This is a genomic window from Vibrio owensii CAIM 1854 = LMG 25443 (assembly GCF_000817815.1).
In the GTDB taxonomy this organism is placed as follows: Bacteria; Pseudomonadota; Gammaproteobacteria; order Enterobacterales; family Vibrionaceae; genus Vibrio; species Vibrio owensii.
In genome coordinates, this window is record NZ_JPRD01000024.1 from 1 (window position 1) to 18803 (window position 18803).

Consider the following 18803-nt stretch of genomic DNA (forward strand, 5'->3'; position numbering starts at 1 on the left):
TCCGCTCCGCCACTTATTTAAAAACCCAGTCTTCGGACTGGGTTTTGTCGTTTTAAAGCTCAAAAATGTTCCCTTTCAGGGAATGAGTCCCGCTTGAACGCAAGCCCGAACTAGGCGTCCCCGCCGGTTTGCCGCTTATTCCAGACCTTAGTGGAAATGCTGAGGTCTTTTCGTATTACGATATTATACTTTGGTCTGCGACCAACGAGTCCCGCTCGTGTGCGAGTCCAATTGAACGTAAGCCTAGACTCGGCATCATCACCACTCCGCTACTTATTTAGAAACGTAGTCTTTGGACTTGGCATTGTCGTCTCTAGAGCACAATGACGTTCCCTTTTAGGGAGCAGATCTCCAAAAGGTGTTCTCTTAGTCGAGTGCTCCTTCAGGTGTTTCCGATTTAATTTCTCTTATTCAGAAAAACACAAAATAACGAAGTGAAAGAGCGCCTTGGACTTTTCGTATCTATGGGCTTGTTAATTCTCTAATAAAGCTTAGTTAGCATGTAATCTACGTTTCGGACCTATTAATTCATTTAGAATACAGTAATGATTTTGATGTTGGAGTCGATGAGCTCCATAGCTTTAGCTAGTCTCGTCTTCACTTATTCCTATAAAGTAGGCCTCAGTCTGAAGACCCCCTATATTTCATCATTCCTTAACAGTTCAGCCTTGGCGTTGTTTTTATAGTATGGGAGGGAGAACTTCTTCTTTCCAATGTAGCAAGCTACTGTCGACTCTTCTCTTAGTGTTACATGATTATGGATTAAGAAGCGCTGTATGAAGTTACTAGAGGTAGGGAAATAGGTTTTAGTTTATTGTTTTGGCTTTAGATACACTAGATTTTAGGCATAAAAAAAGGCAGCCAAGTGGCTACCTAGTTTGATAATTGTAGAAGTACTTACTCTTGAGAAGCTTTTGCTTCTTGTGGTTCAACTGAGCCTTCTGCTTCCATTTCTTTCTCGGCTTGTTTCGCTTTCTCGATCATTGGCGTAATGGTGGAGCCTTGAATCAGGATTGAGAACACAACCACCGAGTAGGTCATCACCATGATGATCTCTTTCACATCAATCAATTTCTCTGGAATAACCAAGATACCCGATGGGATTGATAGTGCCATAGCTAGAGCGAGGCCGCCGCGCAAGCCACCCCAAGTTAAGATCTTAATAGACCAAGGATTATATTTTCTATAGCGCTTAAATCCGATGTAAGAAATGAACACACTTAGATAGCGAGCAGCCAGCACTAGTGGTACTGAAATTGCCATCATGATCCAGTCTTCTTTGTGGAATTCGAACAGTAGCATCGACATACCGATAAGAAGGAATAGCACGCCATTTAAGAACTCATCGACCAGTTCCCAGAAATGGTCTAGGTGATCTTCACTCTCTTTAGAGAAACCGATAAAACGCGTCCAGTTGCCAATCATAATACCCGATACCACCATCGCAAGTGGTCCAGATACATGAAGGTATTCAGCAAATGCGTAACCAGCGGTTGGCACACCAATAGTAAGCAATAGCTCCATTGAGTGGTCATCAGTGGCGCTGATTAAGTAGTGGAAAATAAGACCTAGTACGAAGCCATAAACGATGCCACCAATCGCTTCTTGAACAAATAGAAGTGTTACACTGCCAACGGTAGGAGCTTCAGTACCGAAGGCGATGGTGAATAGTGTTACGAAAATTACCAGACCAAAGCCGTCGTTAAACAGAGATTCACCTTCGATCTGTGTGGAGATTCGTTTTGGTGCATTAAGCTTTTTAACAATGGCGAGTACTGCAATCGGGTCGGTTGGGGAGATAAGCGCACCGAAGAGCAGACAGTAGACGAGGTCAAATTGAATGCCGATAACTTGGCAGAAGCCGTAAAGTACAAAACCGATAAAGAAGGTTGAGAAGAGTGTTGCACCTAAAGCGAGTACGGTGATTTCCCATTTTTGATCTTTGAGGTTAGGGAGTTTGATACCCAAACCACCGGCAAAAAGTAGGAATCCGAGGATACCTTTAAGAAGAAAATCCTCGAAGTTAATGCTGGTAACAGTTTCGGTCGCTATCTCGGTGAGATGAAACCAATCATTTTGACCTGCGATTAGAATGAGGAGTGAAAGAATCATCGAACCGGCAGTGATTGCGATGGTGGTTTGCATCTTTCCTATCTTACTGTTTACAAAGGCAATAACCATTGCCGCTGCAGATAGAAAACATAAAGTATGATAGACCGACATAGAGCTCTCTATTTGTAACATTTTATGAATGGAATTCTCGGACGATGTTGACTAAATAGCAAACATTTTTTCGAGATTATTTTGTAACTCGACGGAGACAAAATAATCAGTAATTCGTATTTTAGACGTCTAGACTCCTTTAATTTGTGTGATAGGATGGAGAGATAACTAAAGGAATGAGGCTGTACTGTGGGAAGTAATGTAAGACAACAGATTGAAGCTCAATTAAAGCAACGTATCTTGCTGATCGATGGTGGTATGGGCACCATGATTCAGGGATATAAACTTGAAGAGCAAGACTATCGAGGAGAGCGCTTTGCGGATTGGCATTGTGATCTAAAAGGCAACAACGATTTGTTGGTGCTCACTCAGCCTCAATTGATTAAGGAAATTCACAGCGCTTACTTAGAAGCAGGCGCTGATATTCTTGAAACCAACACCTTTAACGCGACGACGATTGCGATGGCTGACTATGAGATGGAAAGCCTGAGTGAGGAAATCAACTTTGCCGCTGCAAAGCTTGCGCGTGAAGCCGCTGATGAGTGGACGGCAAAAACGCCAGAGCGCCCACGTTATGTTGCGGGTGTGCTTGGTCCAACAAACCGTACTTGTTCTATCTCCCCTGATGTAAACGATCCGGGCTATCGTAACGTCAGCTTCGATGAGCTTGTTGAAGCTTATTCAGAATCAACTCGAGCGCTGATCAAAGGTGGCTCTGACCTTATTCTGATCGAGACCATTTTCGATACACTTAATGCTAAAGCTTGTGCCTTCGCAGTTGATAGCGTCTTCGAAGAATTAGGTATCGAGTTGCCAGTTATGATCTCCGGTACCATTACCGATGCTTCTGGACGCACCCTCTCAGGTCAAACTACGGAAGCCTTCTATAACTCTCTTCGTCATGTTAACCCTATTTCATTTGGTTTGAACTGTGCGCTTGGTCCTGATGAACTGCGCCCGTACGTAGAAGAGCTTTCTCGTATCTCGGAATCTTTTGTTTCTACTCACCCAAATGCGGGTCTACCGAATGCATTTGGTGAATATGACCTTTCGCCAGAAGATATGGCGGAACACGTTAAAGAGTGGGCGGAGAGTGGTTTCCTCAACCTAATTGGTGGTTGTTGTGGTACCACGCCAGAGCATATTCGCCATATGGCAATGGCAGTTGAAGGTGTGAAACCTCGTGATTTGCCTAAGCTTACGGTTGCTTGTCGTTTATCCGGTCTTGAGCCTCTTACTATTGAAAAAGAGACGCTGTTTATTAACGTAGGTGAGCGTACTAACGTTACTGGTTCTGCTCGATTTAAACGTTTGATCAAAGAAGAACTCTATGATGAAGCACTAGAGGTTGCCCGACAACAAGTTGAGAACGGAGCTCAGATCATCGACATCAACATGGATGAAGGCATGTTGGATGCAGAAGCTTGTATGGTTCGCTTCCTAAACCTATGCGCATCTGAGCCTGAGATCTCCAAAGTGCCTATCATGGTCGACTCTTCTAAATGGGAGGTGATCGAGGCGGGTCTGAAGTGTATTCAGGGCAAGGGCATCGTAAACTCCATCTCTTTGAAAGAAGGTAAAGAGAAGTTTGTTGAGCAAGCAAAGTTGATTCGTCGATACGGTGCCGCAGTTATCGTTATGGCGTTTGACGAAGTTGGTCAGGCAGAAACACGTGAACGTAAGCTAGAAATCTGTACTAACGCTTACCGTATCTTGGTTGATGAAGTCGGCTTCCCACCAGAAGACATCATCTTTGACCCGAACATCTTTGCAGTTGCGACGGGTATCGAAGAGCACAACAACTACGCCGTGGATTTCATTGAAGCGGTTGCAGACATCAAGCGCGACTTACCTCACGCGATGATCTCCGGTGGTGTGTCTAACGTTTCCTTCTCATTCCGCGGTAATAACTACGTTCGTGAAGCGATTCATGCGGTGTTCCTATACCACTGTTTTAAAAACGGTATGGACATGGGCATCGTGAACGCGGGTCAATTAGAGATCTACGATAACGTTCCAGACAAACTGCGTGAAGCAGTAGAAGATGTGGTTCTTAACCGCCGTGATGATTCGACCGAGCGACTACTTGATATCGCGGCAGAATACGCCGGAAAGGGTGTCGGCAAAGAAGAAGATGCTTCTGCACTAGAGTGGCGTACTTGGGCGGTAGAAAAACGTCTAGAGCATGCGCTGGTTAAAGGCATTACTGAGTTCATCGTCGAAGATACCGAAGAAGCTCGCCTTAATGCCTCTAAGCCACTTGAAGTCATTGAAGGTCCATTGATGGATGGCATGAACGTGGTGGGTGACTTATTTGGTGAAGGTAAGATGTTCCTTCCTCAGGTAGTGAAATCAGCGCGTGTTATGAAGCAGGCAGTAGCGCACTTAGAGCCTTTTATTAATAAAGAGAAGCAAGCGGGCTCTTCCAACGGTAAGATTTTGTTGGCTACGGTAAAAGGTGACGTGCACGATATCGGTAAGAACATTGTTGGCGTGGTTCTACAATGTAACAACTACGAGATCATCGATCTTGGCGTCATGGTGCCATGTGAGAAGATCCTCAAGGTAGCCAAAGAAGAAAACGTCGACATTATTGGTCTTTCTGGTTTGATCACACCGTCTCTCGATGAAATGGTTCATGTCGCGAAAGAAATGGAGCGTCTTGATTTCGATCTTCCACTTCTGATTGGTGGTGCAACAACATCCAAAGCGCATACGGCAGTTAAGATTGAGCAGAACTACAAACATCCTGTGGTTTACGTCAATAACGCTTCTCGTGCGGTCGGTGTATGTACATCACTGTTATCAAATGAGCTTCGTCCTGGCTTTGTTGAAAAACTGGATGCGGACTATGAGCGCGTACGTGATCAGCATAACCGTAAGAAGCCGCGCACTAAGCCTGTTACTTTAGAAGAAGCACGAGCGAACAAAGTCGCGATTGATTGGGATAAGTACACGCCTCCTACCCCTGTGAAGCCGGGCATTCATATCTTTGATGACTTTGAAGTATCTACTTTGCGTAAGTACATCGACTGGACGCCTTTCTTTATGACTTGGTCGTTAGTCGGCAAGTATCCAACAATCTTTGACCATGAAGAAGTGGGTGAAGAGGCTCAACGCCTGTACAAAGATGCTAACGAACTACTAGATCGTGTTGAGCGTGAAGGGTTACTCAAAGCGCGTGGCATGTGTGGTCTGTTCCCTGCAGCAAGCGTGGGTGATGATATCGAAGTCTACACCGACGAATCGCGTACAGAAGTGGCGAAAGTCCTGCATAACTTACGCCAGCAGACGGAGAAACCAAAAGGCTTCAACTACTGCCTGTCGGATTATGTTGCCCCGAAAGAGTCTGGTAAGCTCGATTGGGTTGGTGCTTTTGCTGTAACTGGTGGTATCGGTGAGCGTGAACTTGCCGACGAATACAAAGCGCAGGGTGATGATTACAATGCCATCATGATTCAAGCGGTAGCGGACCGTCTGGCGGAAGCATTTGCTGAGTATCTACATGAGCGCGTGCGCAAAGAGATTTGGGGTTACGCTGCGGATGAAGAGCTATCGAATGAAGAGCTGATTCGTGAGAAATACCAAGGTATTCGTCCTGCTCCCGGCTATCCAGCATGTCCAGAGCATACTGAGAAAGGACCGCTTTGGGAGCTTATGAATGTTGAAGAAAACATTGGAATGTCACTGACATCGAGCTATGCGATGTACCCAGGAGCATCCGTTTCGGGTTGGTACTTCTCGCACCCTGACTCTCGTTACTTTGCGATCGCTCAGATCCAAGAGGATCAGTTGCAAAGCTATACTGATCGTAAAGGTTGGGATAGGATCGAAGCGGAAAAATGGTTAGGTCCCAACATTAACGGTTAACCAAGCTATATAGAAACGAAAAGGGCTGCCATGTGCAGCCCTTGTTTATTAGTGATTGAAAGTATTTTTATTGCTCAAACAACTCGGTGTGCAATTTTTGGATTGCTTGGCGAGATACGGACTCGTGAACAAGGAAGCACAGGTTATGTGGGCTTGCACCGTAACAGATCATACGTAGGTTGAAGTCTTCTAGCGTGCCAAATACTTGCTTCGCGTAGCCTTTGCTTTCACTCATGTTGTTACCAATCAGAGCGACGAGGCATAGATCGTGTTCCACCTCTACCTTACATAGCTCTTCAAGCTCTTCACGCGCTGCTTGTGGCAATTGAGGTGCACCGCCAGATGTGTCTGTTTGATCAAGAGTGAGTGACACACTGATTTCAGATGTGGTGATCAGATCAACAGAGATTTTGTGCTTCGCTAGGATCTCAAATACTTTCGCTAAGAAGCCGTACGCGTGGAACATGTTAGCACTGCGTAATGTCACCATGGTTTGGTTGCAGCGAAGAGCAAGTGCTCGGAATAAAGGCGAACTCTCTACTTGATGGCGAATCCATGTGCCGCCTTTTTCCGGCTCTTTAGATGACCCAACAAATACCGGAATGTCGTGACGAAGAGCAGGAACCAATGTTGAAGGGTGCAGGATCTTTGCGCCAAAGTTTGCCATCTCTGATGCTTCGCTAAAGCTGATCTCTGGAATTGGCGCTGCTTTTGAGGCGATACGTGGATCAGTGGTGTAGATGCCCGGAACGTCGGTCCAAATCTCTAGACCTGCAGCTTTCACGCCTTCTGCAATGAGTGCTGCACTGTAGTCACTGCCGCCACGGCCAAGCGTAGTGGTATTACCTTCTTCATCTGAACCAATAAAACCTTGGGTGATAACCACGTATTCTTGGCAAAGTGGGACTAACTTTTCTTGTGCTAGTTGTGAAATGGACTCGACATTAGGTTCAGCTCGACCAAAGTTTCCATCGGTTTTTAGCACGTCGCGAATATCAAAACGAACTGCGTTCACACCACGCTCTCGCATTAGTTGGGCAAGGATGTGAGTCGACATTAATTCACCACAAGCGACTAAATGATCGGTCAGTTTAGTGCTTGCTTGGATTGAAGCGGCCTCTGCCAAACTGGTGACGGTATCAAGAATCGAATAAACCTCTGCCGCAGCTTCGGTTGCATCCTCAAGTTGCGACAGAATTGATTGGTGGATACCTGCTAGTTTCTGAAGTACTTCCGCACGATGTTCTTGGTCTTGAACACCATTTGCCAGTTCAACCAATAGGTTAGTGACACCTGAGCAAGCGCTGCTAACCACAAGGCGAGTATTTGGGTTGTTTTCTATGATAGTGGAGCAACGACTCATTGCCTCAAAGTTGGCAACACTGGTTCCACCGAATTTTGCTACGTTAAATGCGCTCACTGCGTTCTCCCACGACTTCCTGAAAAAATAATAACAAATTAATAGGTTGCCTAATACATCCAATGTTTGGTGAGGAAAGGAACAGAGCAAATAGAGAGGTAGTTAGAATGTAATTTGAAAATTTACCCTCAGAAGCTCTTCATCATACGGCGCTGATGACAGTTGATGGGATTCAACCCAAGTCAACCGACAAGTCAAATCCTGCAACTTTGACTTACCTCGGCACTACTCCCCCTGAGTGATTGGTATTGGAATTGCGGCTCCACAAATCACCTGCCTGGGCAGTGCTCCTCTTCTGCATAAAGCTTAAACATTGAACGGTTTTGCTGTCACATTGTCAACCAATATCTCAACCAGAATGAAAGTTTTTATTAACGAATTTGTGACAGTGGTTTGACCTCTATACTTAGGGCTAATTGCCGATAGAGGAAAAATCTATTAGGGTGAAAACTTCGATACCTGAGCCAACCTTTTGAATAGAACTTTTATAACGCTCAGGATGAATGACTGCAATCAAGGAGCTGACATGCCGATCCAAAGCTTTATTCCCCCACACCGTATTTTGATGGGACCTGGTCCATCTGATATTTCCCCTCAGGTTTTACAAGCGCTTAGCCGTCCAACAGTTGGTCACTTAGACCCGCTTTTCATTGCCATGATGGATGAGCTAAAACAGCTGCTTAAATACGCTTTCCAAACGGAAAATGAATTTACTATCGCAGTTTCGGCACCGGGCAGTGCGGGTATGGAAACGTGCTTCGTTAACCTGATAGAAAAAGGCGACAAGGTCATCGTCTGCCGCAATGGTGTTTTCGGTGAGCGTATGCGTGAAAACGTGGTTCGTGCTGGTGGTGAAACGGTTGTCGTCGATGATGAATGGGGAACCCCTGTATCGGTCGATAAAGTTGAAGAAGCGTTAAAGCAGCACCCTGATGCTAAGATTCTTGCTTTTGTTCATGCTGAAACATCGACGGGGGCGGTAAGTGATGCTCAAGCTCTGGGTCTACTCGCGAAGCAATACGGTCTGTTATCGATTGTTGATGCTGTGACCTCGCTTGGTGGTGTACCTCTTAAAGTTGACGAGTGGCAGTTAGACGCAGTGTATTCGGGCAGCCAAAAATGTCTTTCGTGTGTTCCAGGTTTATCGCCTGTGACGCTTTCTCCGTCAGCTATTGAGAAGATTCAATCAAGAACGACACCGGTTCAAAGCTGGTTCTTGGATCAAAGTCTAGTGTTGGGTTATTGGAGTGGACAAGGTAAACGTAGCTATCACCACACTGCGCCCGTGAACAGTTTGTATGCGCTGCATGAAGCTCTACTTATTCTTAAGAATGAAGGTTTAGAAAATGCGTGGGCACGTCACCAGTTAATGCATGAGAAGCTTAAAGCCGGTTTACAAAAACTAGGTTTTGAATTTGTGGTAGAAGAAGAGTATCGACTACCACAATTGAATGCGATTTATGTCCCGGAAGGAATTGATGAAGCAAAAGTGCGTAATCACTTACTTGAAACCTACAATCTAGAGATTGGTGCCGGTCTTGGTGCACTGGCTGGTAAAGCATGGCGAATTGGTTTGATGGGCTATGGTGCTCGACCTGAAAATGTAGCTTTGTGTTTGCGAGCTTTAGAAGAGTCACTGACTGAATAAATCGACTCGGTAATGAGGTAAAGAAAAGCGAAGGTTATTCCTTCGCTTTTTTGTATTTATTGCTCAGCACCTGAAGTCGGTGCTGGTGAGGCAGATATGGTTTGAGAAGGTGGTTGATAGTTGACGCCACTGAAATCAATTTTAGGGAACAAGAACTGTGCCTCTGCACGAATTTGTTCTGCCTTGCTTGTGTCATCTAACCCTTGATATGCCAGTATCAAGTTGTTGTAAAACGCCGGGCGTGGCTTGTCTTTAATGATGTCCAATGACCAATCAATGTAAGGCTGAATCAAGGTTGGGTCTTGCTTGTATAAGCCAATGTTTAAGAAAGTACTGTATACATCCCAGTCGAAACGATCTTTCCAAACCACAGGGTTTGTCACTTGATTCAAGATATCCGGATTGGTTGGGCGTGTAGTTTCAAACTTGGTTAAGACATAATTAGTGTGCAATGCGCTAACCATATAGAAAGTAAACACTGCTGGAGTGACTAGGCTACACACTCGCAATAAACTTTTGGTTACTTTGCTAAACGGTGCTTGGCGGTAACGAGACACTCGTTGGTCGACCCAATAAAGCAGAATCACAAAGATCAGCCAATGCACCAAGGAATGATAGAAGGGGTATTCTAATTGTGAGTGCAGCACGATTGGTATAAACAGAGCCAGCAGTGCTAAGCGAGTACCGCGTTTGGCTTGGTAGATGCGATATAGCACTAGCGCCATTGCCAAAAATATACCCAGAATTGGCAACAATCCGCCTTCTACCGCCCAGTACAACAATTCATTGTGCGGGTGGTCCATAGATGGCAAGCCCGCAGGATAGCTTTCATTAAGTGCATGCTGTCGTGCCGTGTAAAGTATGTATTCTGACTCAAACTTGCCGTAACCATAACCAGTGAATGGCTTCTCAATCACCATATCTAAGGTTTGAGGGAAGGTGTAAGCACGTGCTGACTCCATGTTCACCTTTTCGCTGGCTAAACCGCTTCCATCGGGAAAGGCGATCTGCATGATCACAATAGATAAGGCTAATCCTGTTGCCATTGCGAGCGCCCAACGTACGAATCTTGCTTTGGTTGCGAAGCGGTACATATACGGAATGACTAGTAGGATTGCGATGATAGAAGTAAGCCATCCCGTTCGAGATGCCAAGGCGACAATTAACGGTAGAGTCAGTACTGGCACAGCATAAAGCAGATAGATATCGCTAAGTTTACGAGAGTATTTATAAGGTTGACGGACAAGCAGGTAACTTGCGATAACTAAACCAGTCGCAAGGAAGTTCGCCATGACATTGGGTTGTTGGAAGATGCCATAAGGGCGGTTCGAGACTGTGTCATATCCAAATACGTTCCCTGGTTTAAGGTAAAGATATTGCGTTAAACCGAAAATCGCTTCGATAACGACGGCAAGCACAATAAACCATAATAAGCGCTGACGATGCTTGTTACTGAAATGGAATTGCTGCAGCACGATGAAGAACAACATGCCGCACCACAGGCCAATCAGCTTATTTGCAGCAAGCGCACTATCCGCATTGGGGTAGAAGATAGGCAGCGTCATGATGATACAGCTGATCAACAGGCCAATTGTTAATTTGGAGTAGCGTAATACACGATTGGTCGCAAGTTGGTAGCAGCCAATACCAAGTGCAAAGCTGAACGCAATCCACGTGGTCGCATTAAAAGACAGTGCTAGTCCAGAGCCACCCGGATTAGGCATGAAGAAGTGCATCGCCAGCAGAAAGAGAGCTGCTAACGCGATGAGAAACTTGCGGTTAAGAGGAACTTGGACTTTCCCTGGAGAAAGCTTAGTTCCACTGACGTGTATAGTTGCCATAGTTATTGTGTTGTTTTGAATGAAAAAAGACCAGCATTGGCTGGTCTTTGTACTTTACCTGTTTTTTCTACTTCAACATAGGCTTAAGGAAGCGAGCTGTGTGCGAACCTTCGATCTGAGACACATCTTCAGGCGTTCCTTGTGCGATGATTTCACCGCCGCCTTGTCCACCTTCAGGACCTAAGTCGATAATCCAGTCGGCCGTCTTAATCACATCGAGGTTGTGCTCAATGACGACAACGGTATTTCCATGGTCGCGCAGACGGTGTAGTACAGTTAATAACTGCTGGATATCGTGGAAGTGCAGACCGGTTGTCGGTTCATCCAAAATGTATAAGGTTTTGCCTGTATCACGCTTGGACAGCTCTCGAGCCAATTTCACACGCTGAGCTTCACCACCTGACAGTGTAGTTGCTGCTTGACCTAAGCGAATGTAAGACAATCCTACATCCATCAGAGTTTGCAGCTTACGAGCAATCGCTGGTACTGGATCGAAGAAAGTACGTGCATCTTCTACCGTCATTTCCAGTACTTCATCAATGGTCTTGCCTTTGTAACGTACTTCAAGTGTTTCGCGGTTGTAGCGCTTACCTTTACAAACATCACAAGGAACGTAGACATCTGGTAAGAAGTGCATTTCTACTTTGATTACGCCATCGCCCTGACAGGCTTCACAGCGACCACCGCGAACGTTAAAGCTAAAGCGGCCTGGCTTGTAACCACGAGAGCGCGACTCTTGCGTGCCTGCAAACAGTTCACGAATCGGAGTAAAGATTCCCGTGTAAGTGGCTGGGTTTGAACGTGGTGTTCGACCGATAGGGCTTTGGTCAATGTCGATCACTTTATCGAAGTGCTCTAACCCTTTGATTGCTTTATATGGCGAAGGGTGCGCCGTTGTTGCACCATTCAACTGGGTATGAGCAATCTTAAAGAAAGTATCGTTGATCAGAGTCGACTTACCTGAGCCAGATACGCCGGTAATACAACTGAACAAGCCAACAGGAACGGAAAGGTCAACATTCTTTAAGTTGTTACCTGTCGCGCCAAGTAGTTCAACGGTTTTCTTTGGATCGCGTGGTGTACGCTCTTTTGGTACTGCAATCTCTTTCGCACCACTGAGGTACTGACCAGTCAGTGAGTTCGGATTGGCAATGATCTCCTCCATCGTACCTTCAGCGACCACGTTACCACCATGTACACCGGCACCTGGACCGATATCGATCACGTGGTCAGCACAACGAATCGCATCTTCATCGTGCTCAACCACTAATACCGTGTTACCTAAATCTCTTAGGTGTGTCAGAGTTTTCAATAGACGTTCGTTATCACGCTGGTGGAGACCAATTGATGGCTCATCAAGTACGTACATCACACCTACTAGACCCGCACCAATTTGGCTCGCTAAACGAATACGTTGAGCCTCACCGCCTGATAAGGTTTCCGCGCTGCGTGATAAGTTGAGGTAGTTCAAACCAACGTTAACCAAGAATTGCAGGCGGTCGTTGATTTCCTTCATCACTTTTTCGGCGATTTGGGCGCGTTGACCTTCTAGCTTCAAAGAATGGAAGAATTCCAATGCGTCGGCGATGCTGAGTTCTACAATCTCCGGTAGTGTCGTATCTGCAATGAAAACGTTACGTGCTTCTAGGCGCAGACGTGTACCGCCACAGCTTGAGCAAGACTTGGTCGAGATGTATTTCGCGAGCTCTTCACGTACTGAGTTAGATTCAGTATCGCGGTAACGACGTTCAAGTGTATTCAGAATCCCTTCAAAAGGATGACGCTTAACACGAATGTCACCACGATCGTTAATGTACTTAAACTCGACTTCAGTACGCCCCGATCCTTTAAGAATGATGTCCTGGGTTTTCTTTGGTAGAGAATTAAACGGTGCGTGAAGATCGAAGCCGTAATGATCCGCCAGCGCTGTCAGCATCTGGAAGTAGTAATAGTTCTTTTGATCCCAACCACGAATCGCCCCTTGCGCCAAGCTAAGCGTTTCATCTTGAATGACTCGGCTTGGATCAAAGTATTGCTGCACGCCCAAACCATCACAAGTGCCACACGCGCCAGCAGGGTTGTTGAACGAGAACAAACGAGGCTCAAGTTCTTGCATGCTGTAGCCACAAATAGGGCAAGCAAAGTTGGCTGAGAAAATCACTTCTTCGCCGTCGCCATCCATTGGTGCAACAACAGCAATACCACCAGAAAGCTCTAGCGTGGTTTCGAACGATTCAGCTAAACGTTGCTGCAAATCTGGGCGTACTTTAAAGCGGTCCACAACGACTTCAATAGTGTGTTTCTTGTGTAGCTCTAGCGGCGGTGGATCAGAAAGGTCACAAGTTTCACCATCGATACGTGCGCGGATGAAACCTTGAGCAGCGAGGTTCTCTAGAGTCTTAACATGCTCACCTTTACGTTCTTTCACGATAGGAGCAAGCAGCATCATTTTGCTGCCTTCTGGTAACTCTAAGACTTTATCGACCATCTGGCTGATGGTTTGAGCGGCAAGAGGCGTATGGTGCGTCGGACAACGAGGTTCACCAACGCGAGCGTAAAGTAGACGCAGGTAATCGTATACCTCGGTAATGGTACCGACGGTAGAACGTGGGTTGTGTGATGTTGATTTCTGCTCAATCGAGATCGCAGGAGACAAACCTTCGATGTGGTCAACATCTGGTTTTTCCATAAGAGACAAAAACTGACGTGCGTAAGCTGATAGCGATTCTACGTAACGTCTTTGACCTTCAGCGTACAAAGTATCGAATGCGAGAGAGGACTTACCAGAACCACTCAAACCAGTAATGACAATTAGTTTATCGCGGGGGATAGTGAGGTTGATGTCTTTGAGGTTATGGGTGCGGGCACCGCGAACTTCTATTTTATCCATCGTTTTTGCTCTATGTATAACCAAGTGACGCAAGTATTACATAGTGTGAGAAATGTGCAAAGAAAATACTGGACAAAAAAACAGTAAACAAAAAGCCCAGCATTAAGCTGGGCTTTCTCATCAATCAGTTTGAGTTGGTTACGCTTCTTTCTTCGTAGCGTGTTTGCCTAGCTCAGACTTCTTTTCGTCTTTTAGGTACAGGTTTTCGAAGCAGTAGTTTGTTGCTTCGATGTAGCCTTCTACGCTACCACAGTCGAAACGCTGACCTTTGAATTTGTACGCCAATACACAGCCCGCTTTTGCTTGTTTAAGCAGTGCGTCTGTGATTTGGATTTCGCCGCCTTTACCTGGTTCTGTGTTTTCGATCAGCTCAAAAATATCTGGAGTCAGGATGTAACGACCAATGATCGCTAGGTTGCTTGGCGCCGTGCCTTGCTCTGGTTTCTCGACCATGTCGTCTACACGGTAGATGTCATCTTTGATCATCTCGCCAGAGATTACGCCGTATTTATGGGTTTCTTCTTCTGGAACTTCTTGAACAGCAACGATTGAACAGCGGAACTGTTTGAAGAGCGCTACCATTTGAGCCAGTACGCCTTCTTGTTCATTCACACAAAGGTCATCAGCCAGTACCACAGCAAATGGTTCGTCACCTACAAGTTCACGACCAGTTAGGATTGCGTGACCTAGACCTTTCATCTCACGCTGGCGGATGTAGGTGAAGTTTGCAGAGTCAATGATTTCACGGATATCAACCAACAGTTCTTCTTTGTTTGTACCGCTGATTTGGTGCTCCAATTCGTAGTTTTTATCGAAGTGGTCCATGATTGAGTGCTTACCACGGCCAGTCACAATACACATGCCGTTCATGCCAGCTTGGATTGCCTCTTCTACACCGTATTCAATCAGTGGTTTGTTCACTACAGGCATCATCTCTTTAGGCATAGACTTGGTCGCAGGGAGGAAGCGCGTACCATAGCCCGCTGCAGGGAACAGACATTTTTTAATCATTGGGGGAATATCCTTTCTCATTTTTTAATCAAGAATCTGGGCATCACTTTAACACGAGAGATGCATATGAATCATGAATTAAGTAGGAAAAAATCTGAGAATCGGAGCCTAAAGAAGCATGAGCAACTAATGTCTTTGTGAATTTGTGTCGCGCATCTAGTTTTATGACATCAGATTTTGGTCAGCCCAAGCAATGGCTTGTACGCGGTTTTTTACTGAGAGCTTCTTAAAAATTTGATACAGGTGTGACTTGATGGTGAACTCACTAACGAACAACTCTTCCGCCATTTGATTGTTCGATGCCCCCGCTTGAAGGCAGCGTAAGACTTGCAGTTCACGAATGGTCAAATCGACGGTGGCTGGCGCTGTGTGGGTACTGATGACATTGCGATAATAATGCAGGAGTTGGCTAGTCACATTGCGAGGTAACCAGTTCTGGCCGTTTACGATCTCTTTTAAACCCTCCCCAATTTGTTCTAAAGAACTATCTTGGTAGAAGATGCCTTTCAATTGCCCAAATGTCAGCAATTCATCCGTAGTCAAACGCTTAGGCACATTGAACACCACGGTTTCAAAATTTTTCCAGATCAACGGCAGATTTTTGATCGATTGAACCAGTTCCTTGTGTTCACTAAAGTCGATCAACAAGATTTTATTGCGGTGTTTCGGGTTGGCTTCCATCAAAGCTTGAGTCGAAATGACAGGGATGTTGATGTCGGTGTATTTTTCCAGAGCTTCGACCTTTTTCGCTGCATCATCTTCCATGCTGATCAGAAAAAGTTTTCTCGCATAAGCCGATTTTTTCACGCGCCTTAATCTCCTTGAGTAAAGTTTCTTGAGTTCGAAAACGCGGATACGTTGGCATCAATCATCACTCAGAGCTATAGGAAGGGAGGAGAAATGCGTTGAGATTCAAAGGTTCGCGAAACGATGTCTGCAAAACGAATCAAAAATGCTACGCCTAGAGGTTGAAGTGAGATTTCGATTCCACCAACTGTTGTCACAGAAGACAATGGGGATTAGGCTTTAATCAAAACATCAAAGCGTGTATTCTTATGCGCTAAAATTTTATATAGATCCAGAGTGAAACGGAGCACATCATGGCCAGCCGTGGAATTAACAAAGTTATTTTGGTGGGGAATCTAGGTAACGACCCTGAAATTCGTTACATGCCTAATGGTGGTGCAGTAGCAAACATCACAATTGCAACTTCTGAGTCATGGCGTGACAAAGGGACTGGCGAACAGCGTGAGAAAACAGAATGGCACCGTGTTGTGTTATTCGGCAAACTTGCTGAAGTAGCAGGTGAGTACCTACGTAAAGGTTCTCAAGTTTACGTTGAAGGCCAGCTTCAAACTCGTAAATGGCAAGACCAAAGTGGTCAAGACCGTTACTCAACAGAAGTTGTTGTTCAAGGCTTCAACGGCGTAATGCAAATGCTTGGTGGTCGTGCTCAAGGTGGCGCACCTATGGGCGGTGGTCAGCCACAACAGCAACAACAAGGTGGTTGGGGTCAGCCTCAACAGCCAGCTCAGCAGCAGCAATACAATGCTCCTCAGCAACAACAACAGGCTCCTCAGCAACCACAGCAGCAATACAACGAGCCACCAATGGACTTCGACGACGATATCCCGTTCTAAGTCGATTCAGTATTGAGTTTAAAAGGCCGCGAATTTCGCGGCTTTTTTATTATCTTCGCGCCTATATCGTGGGTTCAATCATTTCAATTTGTAATTAAAAGACAGTAACGCTCAAATATCGAATGATGTTTTGTTTCTTTCCGCCTCAGCTTCTCACATTCACACGAATGCGATTGTTTACTGAACGCTTATCAAGTATAAATATTTCAACAAGGTATATGATGAATAGAAAAGGAATTTGGTATTCATGAGGTATACCCCAACTCTTAAGCTAAGCACGCGGCTGGTGGCCTTTGTCACCATGATCGTTATTTGCGCAATGTTTATCTTGTTTGTCGGTGGCACCCTCTCTTTCAAACGACTAGGACAAGAGTATCTCAACCATTATTTGGAAGGGATCGTAGAAGTTGTTGATAAGGAGATGGAGGATCCTGACGCAGCGTATTCGATGCAACGTTGGATGCCAAAGATGCTGCAAGCAAGCAACATTGTTGAAATGACGCTCTCAACCAACAATGCTGTGGTTTATCGCTTCAAAGATACTTCCCATAAGATGGATAATTCCGTTTTGTTTGAGCACGAGTATCAGCTTAATCATAACCAAGATTACACTATCTATTTCAAAGCCATTCCTCCGTATCTAGGCTACGGTTATTCGATGCAAGCACTTTGGTCGATCACGCTAGCGGTCATTTTGATCATTTTCTGTTTAATGCGCGGTGTTAAATGGCTCAAAGAGCAACTCGCGGGCTCGGAAATGCTTGAAGAGCGTGGACGCATGATCCTCGCAGGGCGAGTCGAACAATACGCCAAAGGTGATGAGCGTGAATGGCCATATACAGCCAGTGAAGCGCTAGATGTATTGATCGAAGAGCTTCAAGATGCGCGCCAAGAGCGTAGCCGCTTTGACACCTTTATTCGTACTCAAACCTTTCTTGATAAGCTCACTGGTACTGCAAATCGTGTGCTGTTTGATAGCAAGCTTGAATCTGCTTTGTTGGAAAGTGGTGCTCGTGGTTCAGTGATGCTGATTCGTATCCAAGATTGGAAGTCTGTCGAAGAAGAGCAAGATAAACAAACTTGTGATGAGTTTATTGTTGAAGTGGGCAGTTTGCTTTCAAACTTAGTTCAACGTTATCCCGATGTCGTGTTCTCACGCTACTACAATGCTGATTTTGCCCTGTTCTTACCTCATCAAGCGGCAAAAGATGTCGCAAACTTGGCGTCTCAATGTATTCGTCAATTAGAAAAGCTTCATCCTCCTTACCCTCTCGATTCTGACAACTGGTGTCATATCGGTATCACCATGTACAAAGAGGGCGAACGTCATAGCCAAATCATTGATGAAGCTGAAACCGCATTACGTAGTGCTCAGTTACAGAATAATAACAACTGGAGTCGTTTTAAGAAGTGGAATCACGACGAAGAAGCTCGCGGTAGTGTTAGATGGCGTACGCTATTTGATTCAGCACTCACATCTGAAAATGTGATACTCTACGCACAATCGGCCTATTCAATAAGTGATGTGGCGCATAAAAAACCATTACATGAAGAGTTAACATGTCGGATTCGCGATCCGGAAAATGGCATTGTTAAAGCGTCTCGCTTTATTTCTGCTGTTCGACAAGTTGGCTATGAAGCACAAATGGATCGTGCTGTTGTTCATAAATTCTTAAAAGATTTTAAACATAGCTTTGATAGTTCCAAGTGTTATGTCGTTAATCTGCATGTTGTGCCTTTTGGCCATCGAGAATACTTCAAATGGTTCCGTGATGAACTCTTACAGTTGTCACGTGAGCAAAGAAAGTGTCTCATTTTTGAGTTTGTGGAAGCACAATTTGTAAGACACTTAGACTTTATGCGACCAGTCGCTAAAATGCTGGCCGGTTTAGAATGTCACGTCATGATTGGACAAGCGGGACGCACGATCGTTAGCACCCATTATTTAAAAGAAGTAGACATTCGTTACCTTAAGCTTCATCGCAGCTTGGTAACAAAAATCGATCAGAGACATGAGAACCAGCTGTTTGTTCGCAGTATGTTGGGTGCGGCCGCAAACAGTAAAACAAAAATAATAGCAGTGGGAATTGAGAATAAGCACGAATTGAACACCCTGAATGAATTAGGGGTTCATGGCGGGCAGGGACGTTATTTCTCTCCAGAAGAGCAGTATCTACCTAGATCCAAACCAACGGTCATTTCTCAATCTGAATCTCAAGTAAAATTGGGACGCAGAAATCGCTGGCGAAAAAAATAAAGA

General features: G+C 45.3%; 10 protein-coding genes and 1 riboswitch. Of the genes, 4 read left to right on the forward strand and 6 right to left on the reverse strand.

Translation table 11 applies throughout. The features are described from left to right. Window positions 1–897: 897 nt before the first annotated feature. Window positions 898–2223: a cation:proton antiporter gene (locus H735_RS14740; protein WP_009707674.1), complete on the reverse strand. Its 1326-nt coding sequence runs from the start codon at window positions 2221–2223 to the stop codon at window positions 898–900. A gap of 189 nt (window positions 2224–2412) precedes the next feature. On the opposite strand from H735_RS14740, the gene metH reads away from it, so the two are divergent. Further along, the gene (gene metH, locus H735_RS14745) at window positions 2413–6093 is read left to right on the forward strand and encodes a methionine synthase (protein ID WP_020195918.1); all 3681 of its coding nucleotides are present in this window, start codon (window positions 2413–2415) and stop codon (window positions 6091–6093) included. A 67-nt stretch (window positions 6094–6160) separates the two neighbouring features. Here metH and lysC read toward each other — a convergent pair whose 3' ends face one another. After that, window positions 6161–7513, reverse strand: a complete 1353-nt coding sequence (gene lysC / locus H735_RS14750) for a lysine-sensitive aspartokinase 3 (protein ID WP_020195917.1) — start codon at window positions 7511–7513, stop codon at window positions 6161–6163. A gap of 124 nt (window positions 7514–7637) precedes the next feature. Then, window positions 7638–7816: riboswitch (Lysine riboswitch) on the reverse strand. Between the two features lie 223 nt (window positions 7817–8039). Between lysC and H735_RS14755 the strand changes: the two genes are divergently transcribed. Next, window positions 8040–9161: a pyridoxal-phosphate-dependent aminotransferase family protein gene (locus H735_RS14755; protein WP_020195916.1), complete on the forward strand. Its 1122-nt coding sequence runs from the start codon at window positions 8040–8042 to the stop codon at window positions 9159–9161. A 56-nt stretch (window positions 9162–9217) separates the two neighbouring features. On the opposite strand, the gene H735_RS14760 is transcribed toward H735_RS14755, so the two are convergent. The 4 genes from H735_RS14760 to H735_RS14775 form a co-directional block, all read right to left on the reverse strand. Further along, window positions 9218–11002, reverse strand: coding sequence for a PglL family O-oligosaccharyltransferase (locus tag H735_RS14760; RefSeq protein ID WP_020195915.1), 1785 nt, complete (start codon window positions 11000–11002; stop codon window positions 9218–9220). A gap of 67 nt (window positions 11003–11069) precedes the next feature. After that, the gene (gene uvrA / locus H735_RS14765; RefSeq protein ID WP_020195914.1) at window positions 11070–13892 is read right to left on the reverse strand and encodes an excinuclease ABC subunit UvrA; all 2823 of its coding nucleotides are present in this window, start codon (window positions 13890–13892) and stop codon (window positions 11070–11072) included. A 138-nt stretch (window positions 13893–14030) separates the two neighbouring features. Beyond that, window positions 14031–14903: a UTP--glucose-1-phosphate uridylyltransferase GalU gene (gene galU, locus H735_RS14770; protein WP_009707668.1), complete on the reverse strand. Its 873-nt coding sequence runs from the start codon at window positions 14901–14903 to the stop codon at window positions 14031–14033. A 162-nt stretch (window positions 14904–15065) separates the two neighbouring features. Beyond that, entirely contained in the window at window positions 15066–15710 is a 645-nt protein-coding gene (locus tag H735_RS14775) for a LuxR C-terminal-related transcriptional regulator (RefSeq protein ID WP_005438104.1), read from the reverse strand. 293 nt (window positions 15711–16003) lie between these two features. Here H735_RS14775 and H735_RS14780 point away from each other — a divergent pair, with 293 nt between their 5' ends. Then, complete coding sequence (locus H735_RS14780; RefSeq protein WP_005438106.1) at window positions 16004–16543, forward strand: single-stranded DNA-binding protein; 540 nt, start codon at window positions 16004–16006, stop codon at window positions 16541–16543. Window positions 16544–16790: 247 nt separating this feature from the next. Then, window positions 16791–18800 (forward strand): RNase E specificity factor CsrD, encoded by a 2010-nt coding sequence (gene csrD / locus H735_RS14785; RefSeq protein ID WP_020195913.1) that lies wholly within the window; start codon window positions 16791–16793, stop codon window positions 18798–18800. The last annotated feature ends 3 nt before the right edge of the window (window positions 18801–18803 follow it).

Coding starts and splice junctions, on each gene's coding strand:
- H735_RS14780 (WP_005438106.1), top strand. CDS start 16,004: ATGGCCAGCCGTGGAATTAACAAAGTTATTTTGGTGGGGAATCTAGGT.
- H735_RS14760 (WP_020195915.1), bottom strand. CDS start 11,002: ATGGCAACTATACACGTCAGTGGAACTAAGCTTTCTCCAGGGAAAGTC.
- H735_RS14740 (WP_009707674.1), bottom strand. CDS start 2,223: ATGTCGGTCTATCATACTTTATGTTTTCTATCTGCAGCGGCAATGGTT.
- csrD (WP_020195913.1), top strand. CDS start 16,791: ATGAGGTATACCCCAACTCTTAAGCTAAGCACGCGGCTGGTGGCCTTT.
- H735_RS14755 (WP_020195916.1), top strand. CDS start 8,040: ATGCCGATCCAAAGCTTTATTCCCCCACACCGTATTTTGATGGGACCT.
- galU (WP_009707668.1), bottom strand. CDS start 14,903: ATGATTAAAAAATGTCTGTTCCCTGCAGCGGGCTATGGTACGCGCTTC.
- uvrA (WP_020195914.1), bottom strand. CDS start 13,892: ATGGATAAAATAGAAGTTCGCGGTGCCCGCACCCATAACCTCAAAGAC.